The organism is Vibrio sp. J502, from assembly GCF_025397955.1.
GTDB classification, from domain to species: domain Bacteria; phylum Pseudomonadota; class Gammaproteobacteria; order Enterobacterales; family Vibrionaceae; genus Vibrio; species Vibrio anguillarum.
Map to the genome: position 1 here is coordinate 112136 of NZ_CP104555.1, position 21837 is coordinate 133972.

Genomic DNA, 21837 nt, shown 5'->3' on the forward strand with positions numbered 1-21837 from the left:
TTGCCTCAGGAGCAAAAGCGTTACGCTGCTTGGTTACCCGATAGGATGGCCAAGATATCGCTCACGTCTCTGGTTGAGGTGAGCTTCTCGATAGCATCAGGCTCATCGAGTGCGTTGGTAATGGTGGTAATAACTTGAATATGTTCATCATTTTTGGCGGCAATACCGATAACCAGTTTCGCTACGCCATCTTGGTCGTCCGTAAACTGCACACCAGCAGGATATTGGCAAATCACAATACCCGTTTTAATCACACGGTCTTTGGCGGCGACGGTACCATGAGGAACGGCAATCGATTCTCCAAGATAAGTGGATACCATTTTCTCACGTTCAAACATGGCATCAACATACTCAGGCTCCGCATAGCCAAGCTCAACTAACTTATTGCCAGCGAAACGAATGGCTTCTTCTTTATTAGCGGCATTCAAACCTAAGTGAATGTTTTCTTTTTGGATTTGAAAAACGGACGGTTTTTGAATTTCAAAGCTGTCGTCATTCGCAGCGAGGATGGATACTTTAACCACATCGCTATCATTCGCCGCCTTAGGGCGTTGAGCTGCCAAAAGCTTAGTCACAAGCTGGTTGTACATTTCACTGTCTAAAAAGTTGCTCAGTGAAATATGCTGTGCACTGGGTGCATGTGTGCGTGCGCGGCCAGTCAGGTCTTTATGAGTAATCACGATTTCTGCGTTCTCCGGCAAACTATTGATGGCAAGGTTAGTGACATGAATCGCTAAGCCCGCATCTTTGATTTTTTTACGCAGCATGCTTGCGCCCATTGCGCTTGAACCCATACCCGCATCGCAAGCAACAATAATGCTTTTCACGTTGGCTAAATCAATATTGCTTTTTTGAGAAGCCGTCGTCACATTGCCCTTTGCGCTCGATTTCATCTCTTTCATTTGTGATGTGGCTTTTTCTAACGCCGCTTCATCACCTTCTTCCTCGGTGCTGCTCTGTGCTTTCATCAATAATGACGCAACGGTAAAGGACACACCTGCCGCACCAAATATTGAGCATAATACGCCAACAATCGATCCTTTCTGTGTCATCAGTAGCACTGCAAAGATAGAGCCAGGAGACGCTGGAGAAACAATACCTGCATTGAAGAGAGTCAAAATGAACACCCCTGTCATACCACCAGCAATCGCTGCAAGAATCAGACGTGGATTCATCAGTATGTATGGGAAATAAATCTCATGGATGCCGCCGAAGAAGTGAATGATGGAAGCGCCACCAGCTGTTTGACGTGCTGTACCTTTACCAAACACCATGTAAGCCAACAAAATACCGAGACCAGGGCCAGGGTTTGCTTCAATTAAGAAGAAGATTGACTGCCCCATTTCACTGGCTTGTTGAATACCTAACGGTGAGAAAATACCGTGGTTAATCGCGTTGTTAAGGAACAAGATCTTCGCGGGTTCAACAAAAATAGAGGTGAGTGGTAAAAGGTGTGCTGAAACTAGGAAGTTTACGCCTGCCGCTAAACCACCAGAGAGCACTTTGACAAATGGCCCAATGAGGTAAAACGCCAAGATTGCGCCAAGCATACCAATAATACCTGCCGAGAAGTTGTTTACCAACATCTCAAAACCGCTTTTTACTTTACCTTCAACACGTTGATCAAAGGTTTTGATCGCCCAACCACCCATAGGACCAACCATCATGGCTCCCATGAACATGGGAATGTCGGTTCCGACAATCACACCCATTGTGGTGATGGCACCGACAACAGCACCACGTTCTCCACCAACCAATTTACCACCCGTGTAACCAATCAGCAGTGGTAATAAGTAAGTAATCATCGGCCCAACCATAGATGCTAACGTTTCATTCGGTAGCCAACCTGTTGGGATAAATAGTGCGGTTATAAAGCCCCACGCGATAAACGCGCCAATGTTTGGCATAACCATGTTAGATAAGAAGCGACCAAAATTTTGTATCTTGATCTTTGCATCTGGTGATATCATGTGGATTCCCCGTTCGATGTTCTGATGAATATTGTTGTTGTAACGGTTCTGCGAAAAACCGTTGATTGCTTAGTACACAATCAATTTACCACACAATTTCATTCTGGAACTGACGACGGGTTTTTCGTGATCAGCCCCTCATAAATCCTAGCTTACAAATCATTTCTTCGTGATCATGGTCATTAAATTGACATGTAAATTTACAACAAAAACAAAAATACAACTTGTCAATAAGATTTAAACGACCAATGTCATACTTTTTGAATTTTAACTTTTAATAAAAAAGAGATTAAAATCACACTTTCACTTTAATTATTAAAAATTAAAGAACAAAAGGTGATGAACATCACAATTACATCTTTATTTTACTAATCAAAATAAAGCCACCACTTCCATATTGTCTATTTTGTAACTTATATACACAAAACCATATTAATATGAGCTCATACATTAATATGGCTTTTTTTACTAACAACATCGGATCTTCCTCTAAAAGCAGGCCAAGGATACGCTCCAATTCACAAACCGAACAATAAGAGGTGGGACGAGTATAGCCTTACAACGCAAAATGTTTTGACCCTGAGCATTCCCTGTTAGAATCGGCTGTACTGTTAACCATAGACGCTGTGAACGAATTCATGAAAGAAAGAGTGGTTGTTTCCGTTTCATCCATCCATGGGACGAAGCACTTTCATCTCGGTAAATGGTTCCGACATTTTTTAAAAGGTTTTGGCTATGTGCTGGTTGCCAGTATTCTCGCCACTGGCGGCGTTATCTATTACCTTCTTGATGAAGTTGATTTTGCTAAACTCAAGCAACAAGAGTTAGAGAGCCAGTCGATGTCACTGACCGAAGAAGTCACCTCTTTAAAGGAGCTAAAAAACAGCTTAGAGAATGACCTGCTCGAACGAGAAGAAAAGATGCAGGTTGTTTCAGACAGGCTCGGCGATCTTGAAAAAGTATTGGGTATGGATGAAAGCGGAGCGGAATTAGAATCACGTTTAGACACCGCCGCTATCACTTCTTCAGTTAGAATGGTGATGCTGACCCAAATACCCAGCGGTGCACCTGTGCATAATGCGAGAATTTCGTCAGGATACGGTGAGCGTATTCATCCTGTGACCGGCAACGTCAAAATTCACCGCGGGCAAGATTTTGCGGTTAACATAGGCACGCCAATTTATGCACCAGCCGATGGCGTTGCCGAAGTCACTCGCGCCAGTGATAAAGGGTCAGGCAATTTTTTACGCTTACAGCACTCTTATGGATTTACCAGCTCCTATTCTCATTTGCAAAAATTTGCCGTGAAAGGGGGCGATTTTGTACAGAAGGGCGACTTAATTGCTTATTCTGGAAACAGTGGGTTATCTTCTGGCCCACATTTGCACTATGAAATTCGATTTGTCGGCCGTTCATTAGATCCAAGACCTTTTGTTGATTGGGGCGTGAATGATTTTGAAACGATATTTAGTAAGGTAAGAGGTATCCGATGGGAATCTTTAGTAAACAAAGTCGAGCTAAGAGTCAGCACTCAGCTACAACTCTCATCGCAAAAGGCTGTTCCATTAGTGGGGAACTCAGGTTAGAAAGCGACATTCAAATTGACGGGTCGGTAGAAGGTCAATTGCACGTTGATAAAACCATCGTCATTAGTGAAACAGGCACGGTTAATGGTGAGCTGTACGCAGGCCACATAATCATTAATGGCGAGTTCCAAGGCACATGTCACGCGACTAAAATTGAAATTTTAAGCAAAGGGAGCGTCACAGGGTCTATTTATAGCGACGACTTGAGCATTGAACAAGGTGGGCGCTTTAATGGAGTAACCTACCCTGCCCCGGAGAAACAAGTAGTTGAATTAAAAGAAGCGAAAATCGCTGCTGAAGGTTAATTCAACTACCGATTTCGTTCGCACTTCCCCATTTGATAGAAAGTCCCATTTGCTACAAAGTGTAAAAAGGCCTGCTGATGTTAGCAGGCCTTTTGTTTATGAATGTCCTTTCCCAACTGGGAGAGACTTAGAAACCTTCGATATTTTTTGCTTCTAATTCCGCAAAGTATTTTACGGTTTTCACTTTTAGTTCTTGAGTCGATGGTTCATCACATACAATGACTGATTTCGCGTGAAGTTGTAGTGCGGAGACTGTCCACAAATGGTTGACGCTTCCTTCCACGGCCGCTTGCAAAGCCAGCGCCTTATTGTGGCCTGTCACCAAAATCATGATCTCTTCTGAATCTAGCAGTGTGCCTACACCAATCGTTAGCGCGTATTTAGGAACTTGGTTGATATCACCATCAAAGAAGCGAGAGTTTGCAATGCGTGTATCTTCTGTCAGTGTCTTAATGCGAGTGCGTGACGAAAGTGAAGAAGCAGGCTCGTTAAACGCGATGTGCCCATCATTACCCACACCGCCCATAAATAAATTAATGCGGCCGTATGATTTAATTTTATCTTCATAGCGCTTACATTCTGCATCAACATCTGGTGCGTTGCCATTCAGTAAGTTGATATTTTCTTCTTGAAGATCAACATGATTGAAGAAATTGTTATACATAAATGAGCGGTATGACTCCGGATGATTTTCAGGAATACCAATGTATTCATCCATATTAAATGTCACGACATGCTTAAAGCTCACCTCGCCTGCTTTATGCATTTCAATCAGTGCATTATAAGTCGTCAATGGTGTACCACCAGTAGGTAAACCCAATACAAAAGGACGGTCTGCCGTTGGGTTGAATGCGTTGATACGTTTTACGATGTGTGCTGCTGCCCACTTGCCGACTTGTGCAGCCTGTTTTAACGGGATAAGTCTCATGATTGGCCCCTAGTTATTGGAATATTATGGTGTAATAGAACATTAATTCGCATTATAAAATAAGTGTTGGGTAACTGCCATTGTTTTAGGTCAAATTTTCGCTCTTTCTTCAAATCTCAACCAGAAATGCGCTTAAATTTGTAGCAATTTCTACAGGTAAGCTTAACTAATACGGCACATGCTATAACCAAATGAGATAAAAATTCATCTATAAAATTAAGTGAAGTTTGAGTCGCTATCACTCCACTATCTGGCGAAGCGTGCATTCATTATCCATACTTGGAGTAACAAGCAAGAAAGGAGCAAATGCCATGAAAAACGAACTTGAACCCGCGAAAATTCTCCATGCTTATGAAACAGTAATGGCGCATGGTACACCGACTGAGTTCGGGAAAATCTATGAAGGTATCGAAGCTTTTTCAGACTATGACGGCTATAACATTTACATGCGAGGAAATGGTGTGGAGCTAAAAGTTGGCTTCCACAATACCTACCATCTCGATTATGACCAAGAGCATCTACGCGACAGCTTTTTGAAAAAAGTAGCCATTTTGGCTAAGTAGCGGTGTTGGCCCAGCTCATGGATTGGCTAAGCGCGACCAAATGAGCAGAGTGGCGATAATGCAAAGCCCGAGTGAGTCATCAATACTAGGGCTTTGAGCGAAAGCACTTTTCTCATCTTGATTGAGTCACACTCTTTTGCACAGAGATCTCTTATATGAAAGGCGATGCAAGTGAGTTTGTCAGCCTTATTGAGACAATAAGGCTGAAGAGATAAATGAGAAAGCTGACCAAATTACGGCTTAAGATCCTGCATTAGAGATACAGATTAATCTTCTTCCGTTAAGCTAACTTCTTCATCATTATAGTCGTCACCACTTTCAGGTTTATTGCGACCGTTCAACGTATGGAAACGCTTACGACCGCGAGCAAGTTGAGTGTATTTTAACCAGACACGCTCTAACTTAGATTTCGCTTTACCTGGGTTTTCAATCGCCTTAACAAAATGAGCTTCTTCGGCATTCTCTGGCGTGAGTTCACCAGATTCAAGACCAAGCATGGTACCACCATAAATGGTGAGAAGTTCTTCTTCTGCAAGAGTAAAATCACCAGACTTAGCAAAGCCTCGTGGAAACTTTGTATTGTCGTAAAAACGTTTTTTTCCGTGACGGAATTCAGTCTCAGACATATCAACCTCATGTGAATGGCGCTACTACCATGTAGCGATAGATCACGCGAAAATTAGGCGTAAATCTCCGAAAAGAAAAACAAAAATTTTTTATCGTCATAATTGCACTTCCTTGTTAATCTGACGGGGTAATTTCAGAGGATTTAATATGGATGTAAAAGTTTTTCGCACTTTTCTCGAACTCGCCAAAGTACGTCATTTTGGGCGAGCAGCTGAAAACCTTTATTTGACCCAAGCCGCCGTCAGCGCACGCATCAAGCAATTAGAAAATTATTTTGATGCTCAGCTGTTTACGCGTGATCGCAACAACATAAAGCTCACATCGGCAGGAGAACGACTCGTTGGCTATGCCGAAGTGATGGTGGCAACCTTGCAACAAGCCAAGTTTGAGCTCTCTTTGGAAAATGGCCGAGCTTTACAGCTGACATTAGGGGGAACGCCCAACGTTTGGGATGCTCATCTACAAAACTGTTTAAGCGTTGTGACTGATGCTTTTAGCGGTTATGGCTTTATGGCGGAAGTTATGGGGCGCGAGCAGCTCAACCGCAGCCTACTGGAGCGTACCTTAGATATGGCGTTTGCCTTTGACCCAATTAAAGCCGAAGAGCTAAACTGCAAAAAAGTCGCAGATTTAGTACTGGTGTTGGTTTCGACGCGTCCTGACACACTGGAAACCGCCTTTGATAATAAATACGTGTACGTCGATTGGGGAAGCCGTTTCGCCTCCGAGCATGCTGAGCGACATCCGAAGACGCCGACCCCCTATTTGCGCACCTCGACCGCTCGTATCGCACTTGATTTCATTTTAGAAAAAGGGGGAAGCGCTTACCTTCCTACCTCACTTGTTGAACCTTTTATCCACTCTGGCCAATTGTATCGAATTGACAATGTGGAAGATTGGCAGCGTCCCATCTTCCTCAGCTACCGAAAAAACAGCTCATCGATAGAAGCCATTATGCAAGTGGAAAAGTTAGTCAAAAACATCAACCCTAGTAGTGCTTACTCATTACAACAAGCGGGCGAGGTCATTCTCGACTGACCCAACAAATTCATAACGCTGTAGCGGGTATTGAATACAGCGTTATGGATATCCTTTTTCAAGAGAAACCGCAGAAAAAGCCATCCAGTTCCGAAAATGGCTAGTATCGACAGAATTCATGCATACACTTAGCTTATAAAAACTGCATAAGGCTCGTTATACCAAATGGCACCATGGATGGAACTCGATAAAGAACAATGCCAACAAGCTCGCACTAGCCGTGATCCGCGATTTGATGGACGATTTTTCGTTGCCGTCAAAACAACCAACATCTTTTGTCGCCCAATATGTCCGGCAACCCTGCCAAAAGAAAAGAATGTTGAATACTTCGCCAACTCCGCGCTGGCTCTACAAGCGGGTTATCGGCCATGCCTGCGTTGCCGCCCAGACAGTGCACCTCATTCTTGGGCATGGAAAGGAGTTGAAACCACCTTCTTGCGTGCAATCAAGCTTATTGAGCAAGGTGAATTACAATCGAGCAATCTGGCTCAATTTGCCGAACGTTTGGGGATCAGTGACCGCTACCTACGACAACTGTTTCAAACCCATTTAGGAGTGTCACCGAAACAATATGCTCAGTACCATCAGTTGATGTTTGCTAAACAGTTGTTGCATTCCAGTGCTCTGTCCATTACCGATATAGGATTCGCTTGTGGGTTCAACAGTACCCGCCGCTTTAACGATGCGTTTATCAAAACGTTGCAACTGACCCCCAGCCAAGTGCGGCAATCTAAAACTGCATTGATGACAAAAAACCTATTAACACTCTCTTTTCGCGGCCCTTTCGATTGGCAACATATGCTAGATTTCTATCGATTACGTGCAGTAAACGCCATTGAACAGGTCAGTAACAATCATTATCAACGCACCTTCAACATACACAATACGACCGGCTGGTTTCGTGCCAGCTTAACCTCTGAGACCCATTTAGAGGTTGAATTCGAGTTGCAAGACATCACCAAACTGCGTTACTTGGTGGCAAAACTACGCCGCCTATTTGACCTCGAAGCCGACATCAGCCACATCGAGGCCTATTTGGAAGACTGCGCTCCGGGTTTAGTCACTCGTTCAGGAATCCGCATTCCCGGCGTTTGGAATTGTTGGGAGGCGGGAGTCAGAGCTATTTTAGGTCAACAAGTTTCGATAAAAGCAGCCATTGGCCAGCTCAACCGATTAGTCGATGCGGTGAACCCAGCTCAAAACACGAGCAGTTACTTTCCAAGCCCGGAACAAATCGCACAGCTTGACTTGCACTTTTTAAAGATGCCACACAGCCGAAAAGAGACCTTAACACGCTTTGCTCAATTCATGTGCCAACACCCTGAAGCCGATGTTGATGCTTGGCTTTCACTAAAAGGTATTGGGCCGTGGACCGTAAACTACGCTAGGTTAAGAGGTCAGTCCGATTCAGATTGCTTTCTAGACACTGATTTGGTGGTTAAGAAGGCCTTAAGCCATTTTCCTGAGCTGAACGCAGACAAGGTTTCACCTTGGGGAAGTTACGCCACCTTTCACTGTTGGAATTACTAATATGAATAGCTTCACCCACTATCACAGCCCCTTAGGAATCATGACATTGCAAGCCTGCGAGCAAGGTTTATTGGGGGCTTGGTTTGAAACCGAAACCACCATGCCAACAGAGTTAGGGGTAAAATCCGAACACTGCACTATACTCATCAATACTATCAAACAGTTAGATGAGTACTTTTCCGGGAAACGGACTATATTTACTTTACCTTTAGCGGCAAAAGGCACCGAGTTCCAACAATCTGTGTGGCAAGCATTATGCAAGATACCTTATGGCGAAACTTGGAACTACCAACAGATTGCAGAGGCGATCGGTAACCCCAAAGCCGTAAGGGCTGTCGGCTTGGCCAATGGTAGAAATCCAATTTCGATCATCGTTCCTTGCCATAGAGTGATCGGAAAAAGTGGTAAACTCACTGGCTATGCGGGGGGCTTAAACCGTAAAGCGAGCTTATTAGAACTTGAGCGAACAACAACAGAGGTTGCAGCAACATGATAAGATCTACGGCAAAATCAATCAGTATTCTCGTCCTTACAGCCACTTTGCAAGGCTGTTTTCAAGATGACCTTGAACGTTGGTTAAACCGTGAAACTTATGAGTTCAAAGGGACTTATGACAACCAGTTCAATGATGACTTATTGATTTTCGAAGAGGGCGTTGTACGTGCTGAATCTGAAACTCAGCACTGGTCTCGCGCTTACAGCGTGGATGGTAATCAACTGACGATCCAGCTACGCAATAACTCGAAAGAAAAACGAGAAGATATCGTGCTTGTGATCCATGGCAAAGGAGAAGTGCTCACATGCAGTGTCTGCGCCATGTATAAATTGAGTAACGTATGGGTAAAAACAGGCAATGTTGAAGCCAAACCGTCTGGAGTAGAAAACGCGAGCCAATAACTCGCGTTGATACTGTTACCAAGTACGCTCACCCATATTCACTTGCGCACTTAATTCAAGGTCTTCTTTACCTGGAAGCGCTGGATAAGCTGTAACCATTTTAGATACCACTTGTGCCGAGTCTTTTGAGGTTGAAATAGCCTGTTCGAATTTCTCCAAGTATGTCTTAGTAAATTTTACGGCTTCGACACCCTGCGGTATATCAGCAAAATAATGTCCAGGAATGACTTTCTTTGGCTTAAGCATCTGCATTTTCTCTAAAGCTTGAACCCACTCACCACGCGCTTTCGGAGTTTGACTATCAGCCGTCCAAACATGCATACCAGAGACAACCGCTACACCACCGACAATCGTTTTCTCAGAAGGCACCCATAAGTAAGCTTGATGTGTATTAAGCTCTTTCACTTCGATCTTATCACCTTCTAATGAAAACTCGTGATGGTCAAAAATCTTAGGGACAATAATTTTATTTGGCGCACTCTCTCCTAGTATCGGGCCCCAAAACTGTAGCTTAGCGTCTTTCGTCGACTTGATATGCTCAACAATCGCTTGGCTTGCTAAAACATCAACGTTAGGAAACGCCGCAACCAACGGTTCTAGACCAAAATAATAATCAGGATCACCAGCGCTAATATAGATGGCCTTAAGTTCTTTACCTGACTGCTTAATCATGTCCACTAAAGCTTGGCCATCTTTTGTACCAAACTGAGCATCAATTAAAATCGCTTGTTTCTCACCACTAATCAGTGTTGAGCTGACTGGAAAGACTCCATTTTCTCCTGGGTTGTAGGTTTGAAACGTCAATGCGGCTAAGCTTGAGAAAGAAGTGCTTGCTAGCAAAAAACCCGTTATCAACGGTTTTGAAATTGTCATTGTGTTTACCTTTCATTCATTGTTCGAAGTAATAACATCTTATTGTTTTTTATTTAGAACAAATAGATCCAATAATGAACTTCACTGATTCAATTTAAGATACTAATAAAAGCATTATTCACTCAAATCACTCTGTTTTTTAAAAACGATCTCATGCACTCACACTGTCATTTATTAAAAATTCAAGTAAGGTAGGGATATCAATCTGTTGGATCGATTTCAAGAGGGATAGGAGAGAACGATGGTAGAAAAACATTCAACCTCGGCACTGGCTAAATTGCGCAATACCGACGCTAAACAACTATTCAGTAACCTCCAAAAAGCAGGGTACATTAACCGCTTCGACAACAAGTGGGTATTAACAGAACTAGGAGCAAAATTTGGCGGCGAATACGCCCAGCACACGCAATATGGCCAATTTATTGTCTGGCCGGAAAACTTGCTCGTCGACACACAAGCCACCAGCGGGAAAACGTTAAGTGCCACTCAGCTTGGCGATCATTTCAGGCTCAACCCCAAAAAAATAAATCAACTATTGAGTGAGTTAGGCTGGATATCTAAAACAGAAAAAGGCTGGCAAGTAACGGAGGCTGGGCTCAGAGCTGGCGCCCAGCAACGTGAAGATAAATCTTCTGAGCAATTCTTTGTTGTTTGGCATGATACGGTGACTCGCCATAAACGTCTGAAACAGTCCATCGTCGAATTTTTAGGGCAAGATGCTCATAGCCAATCGACCGATAAATCATTGTCTCACTTTCGCCAAAAATTTGAGGCAAAACATCGCACCTTAGACGGCCACTATGTTCGCTCAACCGGCGAATTACTGATCGATAATTGGCTCTATCTGGCAGGCGTCGTCCACGCTTATGAGCGTCAGTTGCCGATAGAAGCTGATGTGATGTGCGATTTTTATCTGCCAGCAGGAAAAGTGTATTTGCAATATTGGGGTTCAGATAGTGGCGTGACCGACGAAAAAACTCGCTTACACACACAAGCGATTTACCACGATCACGGCTTTGCTCTGATTAATATTCACCCGCAAGACATTGCCCATTTAGATGACATTCTGCCCAGAAAACTGCGAGAGTTTGGGATTAAAGCGTATTAATCGCCTTGGAAAAATGCCCCCTTCCCCTCGTCACTGAGAGAGAAAAACGAGAGGAAAGGAGCAAAAAACCAAACCTATATTAGCGATAAGAAGAATAGCGAGCTCTAGCCGCCTCTTCTTTCGGGACGATGGTTTTACCAATCGGAGCCAAAGAAATAACCGCGAGTTTCAAATGCTGTAGTGCGAAAGGAATGCCAATAATGGTAATAAAACACGCCACCGCCGATAAAATATGACCAACGGCTAACCAAAAACCAGCGAAAATAAACCAAATCACATTGCCGATTAAGCCAAATGGGCTGGTACCAATATCTTGCTGATTGGTCAATTCATCACGGGAAATCGCCTCTTGCCCAAAAGGAAAAAACGAAAAGTTACCGATAACAAAGCAAGCACGCCCCCATGGAATGCCAATAATGCTGATAAAGGCAAGGAGACCAAAAAACCACCAAGCGAGCCCCATAAACACTCCGCCCAGTAAAAACCAAATAATATTGCCGATTGTTCTCATCACTGTTACTCCGTATAAAATAGACCCATAAACCCTTTCAGTATCATTGCATGACCTGAACGGAAGATTAACGCTAGGCTAAACCATGCCATACCGCCGTAACGCCGCTTATCGTACAAAGCAGCAACGCAGCGAAACGGATGCTATCTTTGGGCAGTGATTGCGTGGTCATCATCGCCAACTTATAACCCAACCAAGCTGAGGGGATAAGCGGAATCGTTATCCATAAATGATGCAACGTCAGAAAACCTGCCGATATTTGAATGATCAAAGAGATGATCGAGCTAAACACAAAAAATGCCGAAAGATTGCCACGCAACTGATTCGCTTCTTGATGCTGTAGGATCAACGCCATCGGCGGTCCACCAATCGCGGAACTGGTGCCAAAGAAGCCGGAGAAAAAACCCGCAATACCCATTTTTATCGGGGTCGGTTCGATGCGATACGGCAATAAACTAACCGCCACGGCAAATAACACCAATAAACCAAGCCATAACGCCAGTACATCCGTCGAGACTAAAACCAGAAGGATACCGCCCGCAATTGAACCGGGAACGCGACCAATCAGCGCCATTTTTAAACCGCCGAGCTCAATGTTCGAGCGATGCTTTAAGGCGTTCAAGATAGAAATAAACAGCGCCACGATACAAATGGGGGCAGGAACGTAATCGGCGGAGATCAAAAACAGCAAGGGCGCTGCGACGATCGCTAAACCAAAACCAATCGCCGTTTGCACAAATGAACCCAAGAAAATAAGAAACATGGCGATAAGCGCCGTACTACTGAACATTTCCATTAAAATGCCTATAAGCGAAACAAAGAAAAGTAATGCCCATAGAGAGCATTACTTCGTTCACGTTATCAGCAATTTTCGATCCTGAGAATAGCCAAATGGATCTATCGGTCTGGTATCAGTAAGCAACACCAATGCGTTGACGAGGGTGAGCGGCACTTTCTAACTCATCAATCATCGCAAGGGCATAATCACTGACTGAGATTTTGCTGTTACCTTCAGCATCAGACAATAGAGCGTCACCGCCCACACGGTAAGCACCTTGTTTCTCACCCGGAAAAATCTCAGCGGCCGGGCTAACAAATGTCCAATTAACCTTGCTTGTACTCGCACGGAAGAGATCCAACGCTTCGCCTTGCGCTAATGCTTCCCCTTTGTACTCTTCAGGGAAACCTTCTACGGTCACCAATTTGATACCGGGAGCGACTTCCAATGAACCCGCACCACCAACCCACAGTAGGCGATCCACACCCACTTGCGGTAGATCCGACAGCAGTTTTTGCGCCGTAGCCGCAACAATATCGTGGTTGCCAGCTGCACGTCCGCCGATAGAAGCGATCACGACATCAACACCAGCTAACGCAGCGCTAATTTTTGACAAAGGCTGTTGTAAGTCAAATAATTGAACGCTAACACCTTCAGCATCGACTTTGCTTGAATCACGCACTAACGCGATCACCTCATGGCCCCGTGCTTTTGCTTCATTGACAATGTGACTACCAATCCAACCTGATGCGCCTAATACTGCAATTTTCATAATTTATTTCCTCATTCGGTTTCTGTTTCTCGACAACAATTGTAGTCTAGTAGTTAAACGAAGGAGGAAAAACACCCAAAAATGATGTAGATTGTATCAACATTCGTATCTAATAAAGGCCTACCATGGACAGACTAACCGCCATGCGCAGTTTTATCGAAGTGGCAAATACTGCCAGTTTTACCAAAGCCGCAGACAACTTGAGCTTAAGTCGATTACAAGTGTCACGTCATGTCCAAGAAGTTGAGGATTGGTTAAAGCAGAGGTTACTGCACCGCACGACACGCAAAGTCAGCCTAACCACCGCCGGTGAAGAGGCTTTAATCCGTTGCGAACAAATTTTGCACCAAACTGCCGAACTTGAAACACGAGCGTTGGAACAGTCACAACTCTTAAACGGTACCATTCGCATTGCCGCGCCGATAGGCCTTGCTCAAAACATGTTATTGGCCGTTGTTGAAGACTTCACGCAACGATACCCCAATGTGTTAATTGACATTGTCGCTTCAGATCGCCTTTCACAACTGGTCGATGAACGCGTGGATATTGCCCTGCGTTTTACCCAACAGCCGGATGATACGCTCATCGCTCGCCGTTTAATGAGCGTCGGCACCGTCATATGCGCTTCCCCTAGCTATCTCAACCAACACCCTCCTATCAATACACCCAATGACTTAACCCAGCACAACTGCTTTGTGCACATGAGTAATAACAAGTGGGATCTGGTTAAAGACAATGAACAGCTCTCTGTCACCGTGAATGGCAACATCCGCGCTAATGATATGGAAATTTTATGCCGTGCTGCCCTACATCACAAAGGCCTCGTACGGCTACCATGCGATCTTGCAAATGTCTTTATCGCCTCAGGAACACTAGTACGCGTTTTGCCAGAGTTTCACAGCCCAAGCAGCGCACTATGGGCTGTGTATCTTTCTCGTAGCTATCAAACCCCATTGGTTCGCCAATTCATTGATTTCATCGCTCAAAGCTGGAAAAACGATCTCATCGCTTAGCGTTAAGTCATTCTAGCTAATAATTTAATCAATATTATTAGCTAGATTAAACATAGTGTTAATGCCAAAAATGAAATTATCTATAATTAATATTGTAGATAACCTCATTTATCTCACAGACATACTATCTACCTATTAAAAAGTTAAGTAAAAATAAAAATATATTTTTACTTACACTAAAACAATCAACAATAAATGTGGATAAGTTACTTAATACTATTAGTAAAAATAACCAGCATTGTTGAAATCATCATTTAACCCTGAAATAAAAATTTCATCAAGTAAATGAGCATTTATTATCCCTTTCAATATCTCACGAAAAAACATGATTAAGCTAGCAAATTAAGCGCTTAATAAATAACAAAAATGAAATTAAACTTAAGATCTATCCATGAATATCATTATAAAATTATTTTATGTACATACTGATATGTACATATTAGTTATGCAACCTTGATTAACTGAAATCACTAACTATATTTATCCACATAAAGATTATAAACATGTAAATATCAACACTAATATCAATAAGATTTAATAGATATAACCCAAAAAACCATTCGAAATGGTTAAATCAGTACAGTGATATTCTGTGGATCCATAAATAAACGTCAGTAGGTATTGAATGAAAAAAATAGAAATACTTATCGTGGTTGATTGTGCCGGAGCATTAGCAACCACGAGCTTAATGGATAACGTTTACTTAATTGATAGTAACCAATGGCTTGGTTCTTGGGATGAAGGAACGTGCCAACTCCACACGGTATCTCAAGATGGTCAGTTTATTTGCTGGCGTAGCTGCGCCATTTCGCCAGATGACGAAGTCAATATAACGGGATTCTCTGGTGACATGATTGATCAAAACGCTTGCTTACCAAGCCCTGTTAATGACGCGTGGGAAGGCAGAGTTCAGACTCGCGGGGATACTGGGCGTTATCTATATACCATTTCTCTTTCAATAAACGGAATAACAATGAATTTTTCACCTTATCTCGAAGTTCAATAACTCCATCTAAATAAGGAACATTGTATGAAAAAAGTAGAAATACTCATGGTCGTAGATGCAGCAGCAGCGCTGGCAAGTCGAGATCTGCAAAGTAACATTTATCTCATTGATACAAATAAATATATGGGCTCGGGTAATGAAGGCCAAGCTGAGTTAAAAACAGCCTGTAAAGACGGTCAATTATTATGCTGGCGAGTTGTCGCTATTTCACCAGACAATGAAGTTGATATTGTCGAGTTTAATGGGCAAATGATAAATGACAGAGTTTGTATACCCACTAAGCAAGGACTAAGCGGTGATGAATTCTGGGAAGGCCGAGTTGAAGCGCAAGGACAAGCCAGCACACAACAATACAATGCGACCTTGTCTATTGATGGTGCAAGATTAACGTTTGATCCTTTCCTCGTTATTTCACTGTAGAGGGCGAACTCATGTTAAGCCCAAATGTTGATACCGCATTAAATATGCTGACCGACGTATATACTGATTTTTTAGGTATTAGTAACTACGATGCAACGTGCAACTCTCTCTTTATTGGCCATGTAGCAAAAGATCCAAACTGGCTCGTAGAAGTTCGAAGCAGGACTGAGATCTTAAGAGCGGTAATGAATGAGTTTATGCAGCAAAAGCCTAAAATTTTTGCGCAAATTATTACATCGTTTATTAATTATCAGACCACGTTCGATGCCTGCGCACAAAACAGTAAGGCGATAACAAGTACGAAGCAATGGATTGAATGCTTACAATTATTGCAAAAAACGTTAAAGCAAAATATCACGTTAACAAATGAAGCTCAGCAAGTTTTCACGAAATCTTACAGCCAAGCGAAAAATGCAGAGGAGCTGCTCGCATCCAGCATTCAAGATGGCTGGAATGAACTTGCGAGCGAAGAACAAGCAATGGTACGCATTGCAACAGAGATAGGCTCTCTATCGCAATCCATTGCCAGTTTAGGAGCCAATGTCACGGCGGCCCAATTAAGAGCAGGAAAAGCTTACATACAAAGTATGGTCACTATTTCCTACGGTGTCGTAATGGGAGCAACGACGTCTGTACCATTCCTTTCCTTTGCTGGTGCGCTATTCACGGTTGGTTACAGTGCATACAGCACAATATCGAGCGCGAAAGAGGTACAACAAGATTTAGACAAACTCACTCAATTACAAACACTAGCCAGTGAAGAAGCACAAGCGGCTGCCATTACTAAAGCCATTATTCAAACCCTCAGCAACATGAGCGAAGAATTCCTAAAAATTGATGATAGCTTGCCAGCACTTTCATTGTTATGGCAAGACGAATTAGACAAGGTAAACGAACTGATCAACGCCTTACAAAGCGGTTCAGACCCTGCCCTATTGACTGATTTGCAAACCATCAAGATTGCTTCAGCCTCATGGAAAACCATTTCAGAATTTGTGCAACTCATTAGTTTACCGCCAAACATTGGAAAACCCGTTTTAGTCAACACGCTAAATAACACCATTCAAGAACAGTAAAGGAGATACACAATGTCACAACAAGTTACTCAGTTGAACCCAACACAGCAAACCACTCAATCTGCATTTTTGGCAACCACAGTCATCACAGCGCAGTGCCATGCCATTTTAAATACACAATTTACGCCACCTACGGTAAAACCAGATTGGTTTGATGACCTGAGTAAAAAATTAGACTCAGCAAAATTGGTTGCTAAGCAATGGATTGACGATTTGGGACCACAAGTATCAGCATCGATTCCCTCCAGCGTAATTAATTTTGACGCCACTTTCCAAGCATCAATCGATGCCATTCATGAGTTATATAAAGCGGAGCCAACAGCAAGTGGCAAAGACAATACGACGGTTCAGCAAGCTTCACAGATTATGACCGCCCTATCTTCTCAAGTCAGCGGTATCGAAGCCACAGTCAAAGGGATGAATAAGGAACTCTCTGATTGGGGGGTGAAAATGCAAGCAGCACATGATGACTTAGTCAATGGTGCGACCAATATTCAAAAAACAATTATCGATTTACAAACAGATATTGAAAGTATGAATAACGCAATAGACAACAATCGTGCAGCCATTGAGAAACTGAATAAAGATCTAGTCTATGCACAAGTTGCGGTTGGTGTTGGCATCTTTATGCTCGTCGCAGGCGTTGCGCTTACCGTCGCAACCGCTGGCACCGCAGCTGTAGTCTCCGGCGGTATCGCCGCCGTTGGCGCGGCATCGATTATTGCTGGTGGTGTTACGTGGGGCGTATTACAAAATCAAATTGATGATGACTACGACAGCATCGCGCAAGAACAAAAACAAAAAGCTGAAGATCAGCAACAGATTATCGCTTTACAGGGGCTTTCCAATGCCAGTAGCGCCGTCGTTTCAGCGATTGAAACATCGACATCAGTATTATCTGATTTTGAAACGACGTGGACTGTCTTTGGTAACGAGTTAGATGATGTAGTAACCAAGCTTAATAATGGTGCATCCATGCAGAGCATTATTATGGAAAAAGTGATGTCTGACGCAGCGAAAAACGAATGGGATGATGCGGTTGAACTTGCTAAACAGCTAGCTAGCGCAAAAATAGCTATCGAAACGAAAGAGTTAGCACCTGCAGTAAAACAAGCAGCTTAAACATTACTAAAGGGGGTTACGCCCCCTTTTATTCTTTTTCGAGGACCATCATGAATCAATCAGCCAGCGAGCAACTTCAAACCGACATTCCTGCATCTATTAGCGCTATGGTGTTACTAAATTCTGCATGCCAAGGCGTTGTTGAAACTTATATTGATCAAGGCAATGCAGAACATTGGTATGCTCAGGTAGAACAAAATTTAAATGCGGTGCAAAAACTGGTACGACAATGGCGTTTGAGTGGTAATTTATATTTTTCAAATGACATTATGGACAGTGTTCTTTCCATTGCGAATACATTCAAAGATTCTAATGTTCAAATTTTAACCTTATTCAAAGCACTAGAAACCCGTTTTGACGCCGCTCAACTAAAGCAGCTCACTTCATTAATCTTAACATTACAAAATCCGATTCAAAGTCTTACATCAAATATAAAACGTTATGATGAGGGATTGAATGCTTGGGCTCGCCAAGTGGAAGATGCTCATAACACATTGCAACAAACTATTGCACAAATCCAGCAAGAAGAAGTTTCCATCCAAGCAGAAATTATCGCCACTAACGCCCAAATTGATCTAATGAAACAGCAGATAGCAGCATTTAAAACCGCCATTGCGAATGCTCAATCGCAGCGTAAGAAAGGGATATTTGAAACGATTTTTGGCGTGGTGCTTGCTCCGTTTACACTGGGAGGTTCTTTGATATTGGCAGGGTTTGGTGTTAGCTCTATTGTAGAAGCACAAAGTGAGATATCTAGCCTGCAAAGCGATATCCAATCATCTTTAAATACCATCAACCACGATCAACAAACGCTCTCTCAAGATCAACAACAAATCGCGTCTCTCAATGCCCTATTGCTAAGTGTCGATCAAGTTAACAACGATTGTGCGGCGATCAGCCGATCCTTAGATACACTACAAACCACGGTGCTCAGTTTATACAATGAAACCAACAACGTCGTTTCTAACCTTACCAAAGCACAAGATTCACAAGCTGTCATTCTGGAGCAAGTTTGGTACCAATCAGCTTACAATGAGTGGCAAGATATTCTGGAGGTAGCATCAACGCTCAATAATGCACAACCTCAAATAACAAAAGCTCAAATCAAGTAATTGATTTGGCTCCAGTGACGGAGCCAATGGCTGATTTAATTGAGCAAGTTATAAAGCAATGCCGATACCGCCAATAACCCTATTGCCATGACAAAGGGTGTACTCATCTGCTGTTGATACTTCGCCAGCGATGGCACTTTGAATACAGCAATCATCGGCATAATAAACAGAATCATAGCGATCACGGGGCCTGAAAACGCTTCCATCATTCCCAGAATGCTGGGGTTGAGTATCGCGACAATCCAAATCGTGACAAACAAAATCGCAATGGTGAGTCGCCCAGCAAAACGCAGTGACAGGCCAAAGTTTTTACACAGCAATCCAGTCAGGCTTTCTCGCGCACCAAGGAAATGCCCTAAAAAGGAAGAGGTAATGGCAATAAACGCCACTAAAGGGCCTAGTGTGGCGATAAAGGGATTATCTGTGACATTGGCAAGGTAAGTCAGCACTGAAATATTTTGCACTTTTGCTTCTTGCAATGCCTCTGGTGATAAAGCCAATACGCAAGAGAACACGAATAACAAGACAAACAGAATCAATACAAGACTGGTGTAACGCAGAATCTGCTCTGATTTTTTATCCGCTAGCGCGCCATAATGACGACGTTGAACATTGGCAAAACTTGAGATCGCCGCTGCGTGGCTAAAAGAAAACACCACGACAGGAATGGCTAACCACACTGTGTGTAAGAAATCACTCGTTTGCGGCAAGACTAATGACGGCACTGACCAATACGGGATCAAATAGAGCGAGAGAAATAATAAAATAGCCGCCAATGGATAAACCATAACAGCAAAAGCGCGCAACATGATCTTCTCGCCACCCAGCATAATGGCAATTAACGCAAAGACTAAGCCACCAGAAAGTAGCACCCGAGGGGGAGCGACCATCTGCGCTTGATTAACCAAAAAGCTATCAACCGTGTTAGTTAGACCTACACCGTAAATCAGTAAGATTGGGAAAATAGAGAGGAAATACAGCAAAGAGATCAAGCGACCAGCCCTTTGGCCAAAGTGTTCTTCAACAACGTCGGTAAAATCGGCATTAGGACGGCGCGATGAGAGAACAAAACGAGCAAGACCACGATGAGAGAGATAAGTCATCGGAAAAGCGAGTAAGACCATTAACACTAATGGCCAGAAACCACCTAACCCAATGTTGATTGGCAAAAATAGAATGCCAGCCCCAACGGCCGTACCAAATAAACTGAGTAGCCAATAGGTGTCGTGTTTAGTCCAATTGGAAATCTGAACATGACTAAAATGAGCCATTTCCTTAGTGTCTTTCACTGCTTTTTCACTTATATAAAAATAATAATGTCGCGAATCCTACTCCTATTAATCATTATGATCATTTTGAGACCTTGGTCATAATCACTATAATCAAGGGGCCTAGCTTGGATTGAAAACCATGAAAACACAGAATTAACAGCATATTAAACTGGCTTCATGTTAGTTTATTGAAACTAAAAACCAAATTTTAAAATTTTTCAGTAAATGTAATTAGCTGACGATTTATCCAGCACTGTCACGCACAGCAAACAAAAATGAAGGACATTTGTCCTCCCTAATCGGTAGGCGATCATGGTTTTATACAATTATTTTTCAAAAAGAGGCACACAGATAGACACTGTAGGTATGCGGAGCCAGAAGATAAATAGGAATCGATTTATAGGTTTACAGTGTAAATGGCCCTAAATAGGGCCAATTGAGTCTATCTCTGAGCTGTGATATTTATGAATTAACGGCTTTGATAAGGATAGAAGTATCCATTCTTCCCTCACCTTGCTCAGACAAGGCTTGGTAAGCATAATAAGTTTTTTCTGTCATCGGCAATTTTAGATCGTTTCGTTGCGCTTCATCCAAACAAAAGCCCAAGTCTTTGATCATCCAATCAATGGCAAAGCCGTAATCAAATTTACCTATTGACATGTTCACAGCGCGGTTTTCCATCTGCCATGAGCCTGCGGCTCCATTTTTCAAACAATCAACCAAAACGCCAATATCTAACCCTGACTTTTCCGCTAAGATCAATCCTTCCGACAGGCCATTTAATACGCCAGCAATGCAAATTTGATTGACCATTTTTGCGCGTTGTCCTTGCCCTGCTTTCCCCATCAGCACCGATGACTTGCCATAAGCACGAAATACGGGTTGCAGCTGCTCAAACAGTTCGGCATCTCCACCACACATAATGGTTAGCACACCATTTTCAGCCCCTGCTTGGCCACCAGAAACAGAAGCATCCATAAAGCGAATGCCCGCTTTATGAGCCGCAGACGCCAGCTCTTCGGCTAACAGTGCCGATGTGGTGGTGTGATCAACCAAAATTGCGCCGCGTTTCATCGCCCCTATCGCGCCGCCGTCACTGGTCGTCATGCTACGGACATCATCATCATTGCCAACGCAGGTTAAAACCACATCGGCATCTTGCACGCACTCTGCGACTGTTTGCGCTGCATGCCCATGATACTGCTGCGACCACTGCTGCGCTTTAGCTTGAGTGCGGTTGTAGACGCTAACATCAAATCCTGCGTTTTTTAGATGCCCAGCCATAGGGTATCCCATAACCCCTAATCCAATAAAACTGACTTTCATTAACT

The 21837-nt window shown here is 43.2% G+C and carries 23 protein-coding genes; 14 read left to right on the forward strand and 9 right to left on the reverse strand.

What is annotated here, in order from left to right; all coding sequences use genetic code 11:
* Positions 1-20: 20 nt before the first annotated feature.
* Positions 21-1970 (reverse strand): PTS mannitol transporter subunit IICBA, encoded by a 1950-nt coding sequence (locus N5E84_RS16335; RefSeq protein WP_019283047.1) that lies wholly within the window; start codon positions 1968-1970, stop codon positions 21-23.
* Positions 1971-2608: 638 nt separating this feature from the next.
* Between N5E84_RS16335 and N5E84_RS16340 the strand changes: the two genes are divergently transcribed.
* Positions 2609-3556, forward strand: coding sequence for a M23 family metallopeptidase (locus N5E84_RS16340; protein ID WP_017044959.1), 948 nt, complete (start codon positions 2609-2611; stop codon positions 3554-3556).
* An 8-nt stretch (positions 3557-3564) separates the two neighbouring features.
* Positions 3565-3861: a polymer-forming cytoskeletal protein gene (locus N5E84_RS16345; RefSeq protein WP_305951630.1), complete on the forward strand. Its 297-nt coding sequence runs from the start codon at positions 3565-3567 to the stop codon at positions 3859-3861.
* A 127-nt stretch (positions 3862-3988) separates the two neighbouring features.
* Here the strand turns inward: N5E84_RS16345 and nagB are convergent, their stop codons facing one another.
* Entirely contained in the window at positions 3989-4789 is an 801-nt protein-coding gene (gene nagB, locus N5E84_RS16350; RefSeq protein WP_019283046.1) for a glucosamine-6-phosphate deaminase, read from the reverse strand.
* 311 nt (positions 4790-5100) lie between these two features.
* On the opposite strand from nagB, the gene N5E84_RS16355 reads away from it, so the two are divergent.
* Positions 5101-5352: a DUF3081 domain-containing protein gene (locus tag N5E84_RS16355; protein WP_017044957.1), complete on the forward strand. Its 252-nt coding sequence runs from the start codon at positions 5101-5103 to the stop codon at positions 5350-5352.
* A gap of 266 nt (positions 5353-5618) precedes the next feature.
* Here N5E84_RS16355 and N5E84_RS16360 read toward each other — a convergent pair whose 3' ends face one another.
* A complete protein-coding gene (locus tag N5E84_RS16360) occupies positions 5619-5978 on the reverse strand; it encodes a DUF413 domain-containing protein (RefSeq protein WP_017049330.1) in 360 nt (119 codons plus the stop codon).
* 148 nt (positions 5979-6126) lie between these two features.
* Here N5E84_RS16360 and N5E84_RS16365 point away from each other — a divergent pair, with 148 nt between their 5' ends.
* The 4 genes from N5E84_RS16365 to N5E84_RS16380 all read left to right on the forward strand — a co-directional run bounded on the left by N5E84_RS16365 (position 6127) and on the right by N5E84_RS16380 (position 9444).
* A complete protein-coding gene (locus N5E84_RS16365; protein ID WP_013868248.1) occupies positions 6127-7017 on the forward strand; it encodes a LysR family transcriptional regulator in 891 nt (296 codons plus the stop codon).
* Positions 7018-7194: 177 nt separating this feature from the next.
* Complete coding sequence (locus N5E84_RS16370; protein ID WP_019283045.1) at positions 7195-8547, forward strand: DNA-3-methyladenine glycosylase 2 family protein; 1353 nt, start codon at positions 7195-7197, stop codon at positions 8545-8547.
* 1 nt (position 8548) lies between these two features.
* Positions 8549-9040 (forward strand): methylated-DNA--[protein]-cysteine S-methyltransferase, encoded by a 492-nt coding sequence (locus N5E84_RS16375; protein ID WP_019283044.1) that lies wholly within the window; start codon positions 8549-8551, stop codon positions 9038-9040.
* Entirely contained in the window at positions 9037-9444 is a 408-nt protein-coding gene (locus N5E84_RS16380; RefSeq protein WP_013868244.1) for a hypothetical protein, read from the forward strand. Before N5E84_RS16375 ends, N5E84_RS16380 begins: the two co-directional genes overlap by 4 nt.
* 15 nt (positions 9445-9459) lie before the next feature.
* Here N5E84_RS16380 and N5E84_RS16385 read toward each other — a convergent pair whose 3' ends face one another.
* Positions 9460-10317 (reverse strand): Vmh family MBL fold metallo-hydrolase, encoded by an 858-nt coding sequence (locus tag N5E84_RS16385; RefSeq protein WP_019283043.1) that lies wholly within the window; start codon positions 10315-10317, stop codon positions 9460-9462.
* Between the two features lie 241 nt (positions 10318-10558).
* Between N5E84_RS16385 and N5E84_RS16390 the strand changes: the two genes are divergently transcribed.
* Complete coding sequence (locus N5E84_RS16390) at positions 10559-11425, forward strand: hypothetical protein (protein WP_019283042.1); 867 nt, start codon at positions 10559-10561, stop codon at positions 11423-11425.
* Positions 11426-11504: 79 nt separating this feature from the next.
* On the opposite strand, the gene N5E84_RS16395 is transcribed toward N5E84_RS16390, so the two are convergent.
* From N5E84_RS16395 to N5E84_RS16405, 3 genes are all read right to left on the reverse strand, one after another.
* The gene (locus tag N5E84_RS16395) at positions 11505-11936 is read right to left on the reverse strand and encodes a YccF domain-containing protein (RefSeq protein WP_029388405.1); all 432 of its coding nucleotides are present in this window, start codon (positions 11934-11936) and stop codon (positions 11505-11507) included.
* A 73-nt stretch (positions 11937-12009) separates the two neighbouring features.
* On the reverse strand, positions 12010-12732 hold the full coding sequence (locus N5E84_RS16400) for a sulfite exporter TauE/SafE family protein (RefSeq protein ID WP_019283040.1): 723 nt from the start codon (positions 12730-12732) through the stop codon (positions 12010-12012).
* Positions 12733-12847: 115 nt separating this feature from the next.
* Positions 12848-13486, reverse strand: a complete 639-nt coding sequence (locus tag N5E84_RS16405; RefSeq protein ID WP_017043238.1) for an NAD(P)-dependent oxidoreductase — start codon at positions 13484-13486, stop codon at positions 12848-12850.
* Between the two features lie 125 nt (positions 13487-13611).
* Between N5E84_RS16405 and N5E84_RS16410 the strand changes: the two genes are divergently transcribed.
* The 6 genes from N5E84_RS16410 to N5E84_RS16435 all read left to right on the forward strand — a co-directional run bounded on the left by N5E84_RS16410 (position 13612) and on the right by N5E84_RS16435 (position 19235).
* Positions 13612-14499, forward strand: coding sequence for a LysR family transcriptional regulator (locus tag N5E84_RS16410; protein WP_019283039.1), 888 nt, complete (start codon positions 13612-13614; stop codon positions 14497-14499).
* 625 nt (positions 14500-15124) lie between these two features.
* Positions 15125-15505 carry a hypothetical protein gene (locus tag N5E84_RS16415; protein ID WP_019283038.1) on the forward strand — a complete coding sequence of 127 codons (381 nt, stop codon included), beginning with the start codon at positions 15125-15127 and terminating at the stop codon, positions 15503-15505.
* Between the two features lie 24 nt (positions 15506-15529).
* A complete protein-coding gene (locus tag N5E84_RS16420; protein ID WP_013868236.1) occupies positions 15530-15925 on the forward strand; it encodes a hypothetical protein in 396 nt (131 codons plus the stop codon).
* Between the two features lie 185 nt (positions 15926-16110).
* On the forward strand, positions 16111-17001 hold the full coding sequence (locus N5E84_RS16425) for a hypothetical protein (protein WP_029388404.1): 891 nt from the start codon (positions 16111-16113) through the stop codon (positions 16999-17001).
* A 12-nt stretch (positions 17002-17013) separates the two neighbouring features.
* On the forward strand, positions 17014-18123 hold the full coding sequence (gene makA / locus N5E84_RS16430; RefSeq protein WP_019283035.1) for a cytotoxin MakA: 1110 nt from the start codon (positions 17014-17016) through the stop codon (positions 18121-18123).
* A gap of 50 nt (positions 18124-18173) precedes the next feature.
* A complete protein-coding gene (locus N5E84_RS16435; RefSeq protein WP_019283034.1) occupies positions 18174-19235 on the forward strand; it encodes an enterotoxin in 1062 nt (353 codons plus the stop codon).
* Positions 19236-19270: 35 nt separating this feature from the next.
* Here the strand turns inward: N5E84_RS16435 and N5E84_RS16440 are convergent, their stop codons facing one another.
* Both N5E84_RS16440 and N5E84_RS16445 read right to left on the reverse strand, forming a co-directional pair.
* The gene (locus N5E84_RS16440) at positions 19271-20506 is read right to left on the reverse strand and encodes an aromatic amino acid transport family protein (RefSeq protein WP_206211622.1); all 1236 of its coding nucleotides are present in this window, start codon (positions 20504-20506) and stop codon (positions 19271-19273) included.
* Positions 20507-20968: 462 nt separating this feature from the next.
* Positions 20969-21832: an NAD(P)-dependent oxidoreductase gene (locus N5E84_RS16445; protein WP_019283033.1), complete on the reverse strand. Its 864-nt coding sequence runs from the start codon at positions 21830-21832 to the stop codon at positions 20969-20971.
* Positions 21833-21837 lie beyond the last annotated feature (5 nt).

Bases quoted from the DNA above. Each gene is read 5' to 3' on its own strand.
- N5E84_RS16415 (WP_019283038.1), top strand. From the start codon at position 15,125: ATGAAAAAAATAGAAATACTTATCGTGGTTGATTGTGCCGGAGCATTA.
- N5E84_RS16395 (WP_029388405.1), bottom strand. From the start codon at position 11,936: ATGAGAACAATCGGCAATATTATTTGGTTTTTACTGGGCGGAGTGTTT.
- makA (WP_019283035.1), top strand. From the start codon at position 17,014: ATGTCACAACAAGTTACTCAGTTGAACCCAACACAGCAAACCACTCAA.
- N5E84_RS16410 (WP_019283039.1), top strand. From the start codon at position 13,612: ATGGACAGACTAACCGCCATGCGCAGTTTTATCGAAGTGGCAAATACT.
- N5E84_RS16355 (WP_017044957.1), top strand. From the start codon at position 5,101: ATGAAAAACGAACTTGAACCCGCGAAAATTCTCCATGCTTATGAAACA.
- N5E84_RS16390 (WP_019283042.1), top strand. From the start codon at position 10,559: ATGGTAGAAAAACATTCAACCTCGGCACTGGCTAAATTGCGCAATACC.
- N5E84_RS16435 (WP_019283034.1), top strand. From the start codon at position 18,174: ATGAATCAATCAGCCAGCGAGCAACTTCAAACCGACATTCCTGCATCT.
- N5E84_RS16335 (WP_019283047.1), bottom strand. From the start codon at position 1,970: ATGATATCACCAGATGCAAAGATCAAGATACAAAATTTTGGTCGCTTC.
- N5E84_RS16385 (WP_019283043.1), bottom strand. From the start codon at position 10,317: ATGACAATTTCAAAACCGTTGATAACGGGTTTTTTGCTAGCAAGCACT.
- N5E84_RS16375 (WP_019283044.1), top strand. From the start codon at position 8,549: ATGAATAGCTTCACCCACTATCACAGCCCCTTAGGAATCATGACATTG.
- N5E84_RS16365 (WP_013868248.1), top strand. From the start codon at position 6,127: ATGGATGTAAAAGTTTTTCGCACTTTTCTCGAACTCGCCAAAGTACGT.
- N5E84_RS16425 (WP_029388404.1), top strand. From the start codon at position 16,111: ATGAATGAGTTTATGCAGCAAAAGCCTAAAATTTTTGCGCAAATTATT.
- nagB (WP_019283046.1), bottom strand. From the start codon at position 4,789: ATGAGACTTATCCCGTTAAAACAGGCTGCACAAGTCGGCAAGTGGGCA.
- N5E84_RS16340 (WP_017044959.1), top strand. From the start codon at position 2,609: ATGAAAGAAAGAGTGGTTGTTTCCGTTTCATCCATCCATGGGACGAAG.
- N5E84_RS16360 (WP_017049330.1), bottom strand. From the start codon at position 5,978: ATGTCTGAGACTGAATTCCGTCACGGAAAAAAACGTTTTTACGACAAT.
- N5E84_RS16370 (WP_019283045.1), top strand. From the start codon at position 7,195: ATGGAACTCGATAAAGAACAATGCCAACAAGCTCGCACTAGCCGTGAT.
- N5E84_RS16400 (WP_019283040.1), bottom strand. From the start codon at position 12,732: ATGGAAATGTTCAGTAGTACGGCGCTTATCGCCATGTTTCTTATTTTC.
- N5E84_RS16445 (WP_019283033.1), bottom strand. From the start codon at position 21,832: ATGAAAGTCAGTTTTATTGGATTAGGGGTTATGGGATACCCTATGGCT.
- N5E84_RS16405 (WP_017043238.1), bottom strand. From the start codon at position 13,486: ATGAAAATTGCAGTATTAGGCGCATCAGGTTGGATTGGTAGTCACATT.
- N5E84_RS16380 (WP_013868244.1), top strand. From the start codon at position 9,037: ATGATAAGATCTACGGCAAAATCAATCAGTATTCTCGTCCTTACAGCC.
- N5E84_RS16420 (WP_013868236.1), top strand. From the start codon at position 15,530: ATGAAAAAAGTAGAAATACTCATGGTCGTAGATGCAGCAGCAGCGCTG.
- N5E84_RS16440 (WP_206211622.1), bottom strand. From the start codon at position 20,506: ATGGCTCATTTTAGTCATGTTCAGATTTCCAATTGGACTAAACACGAC.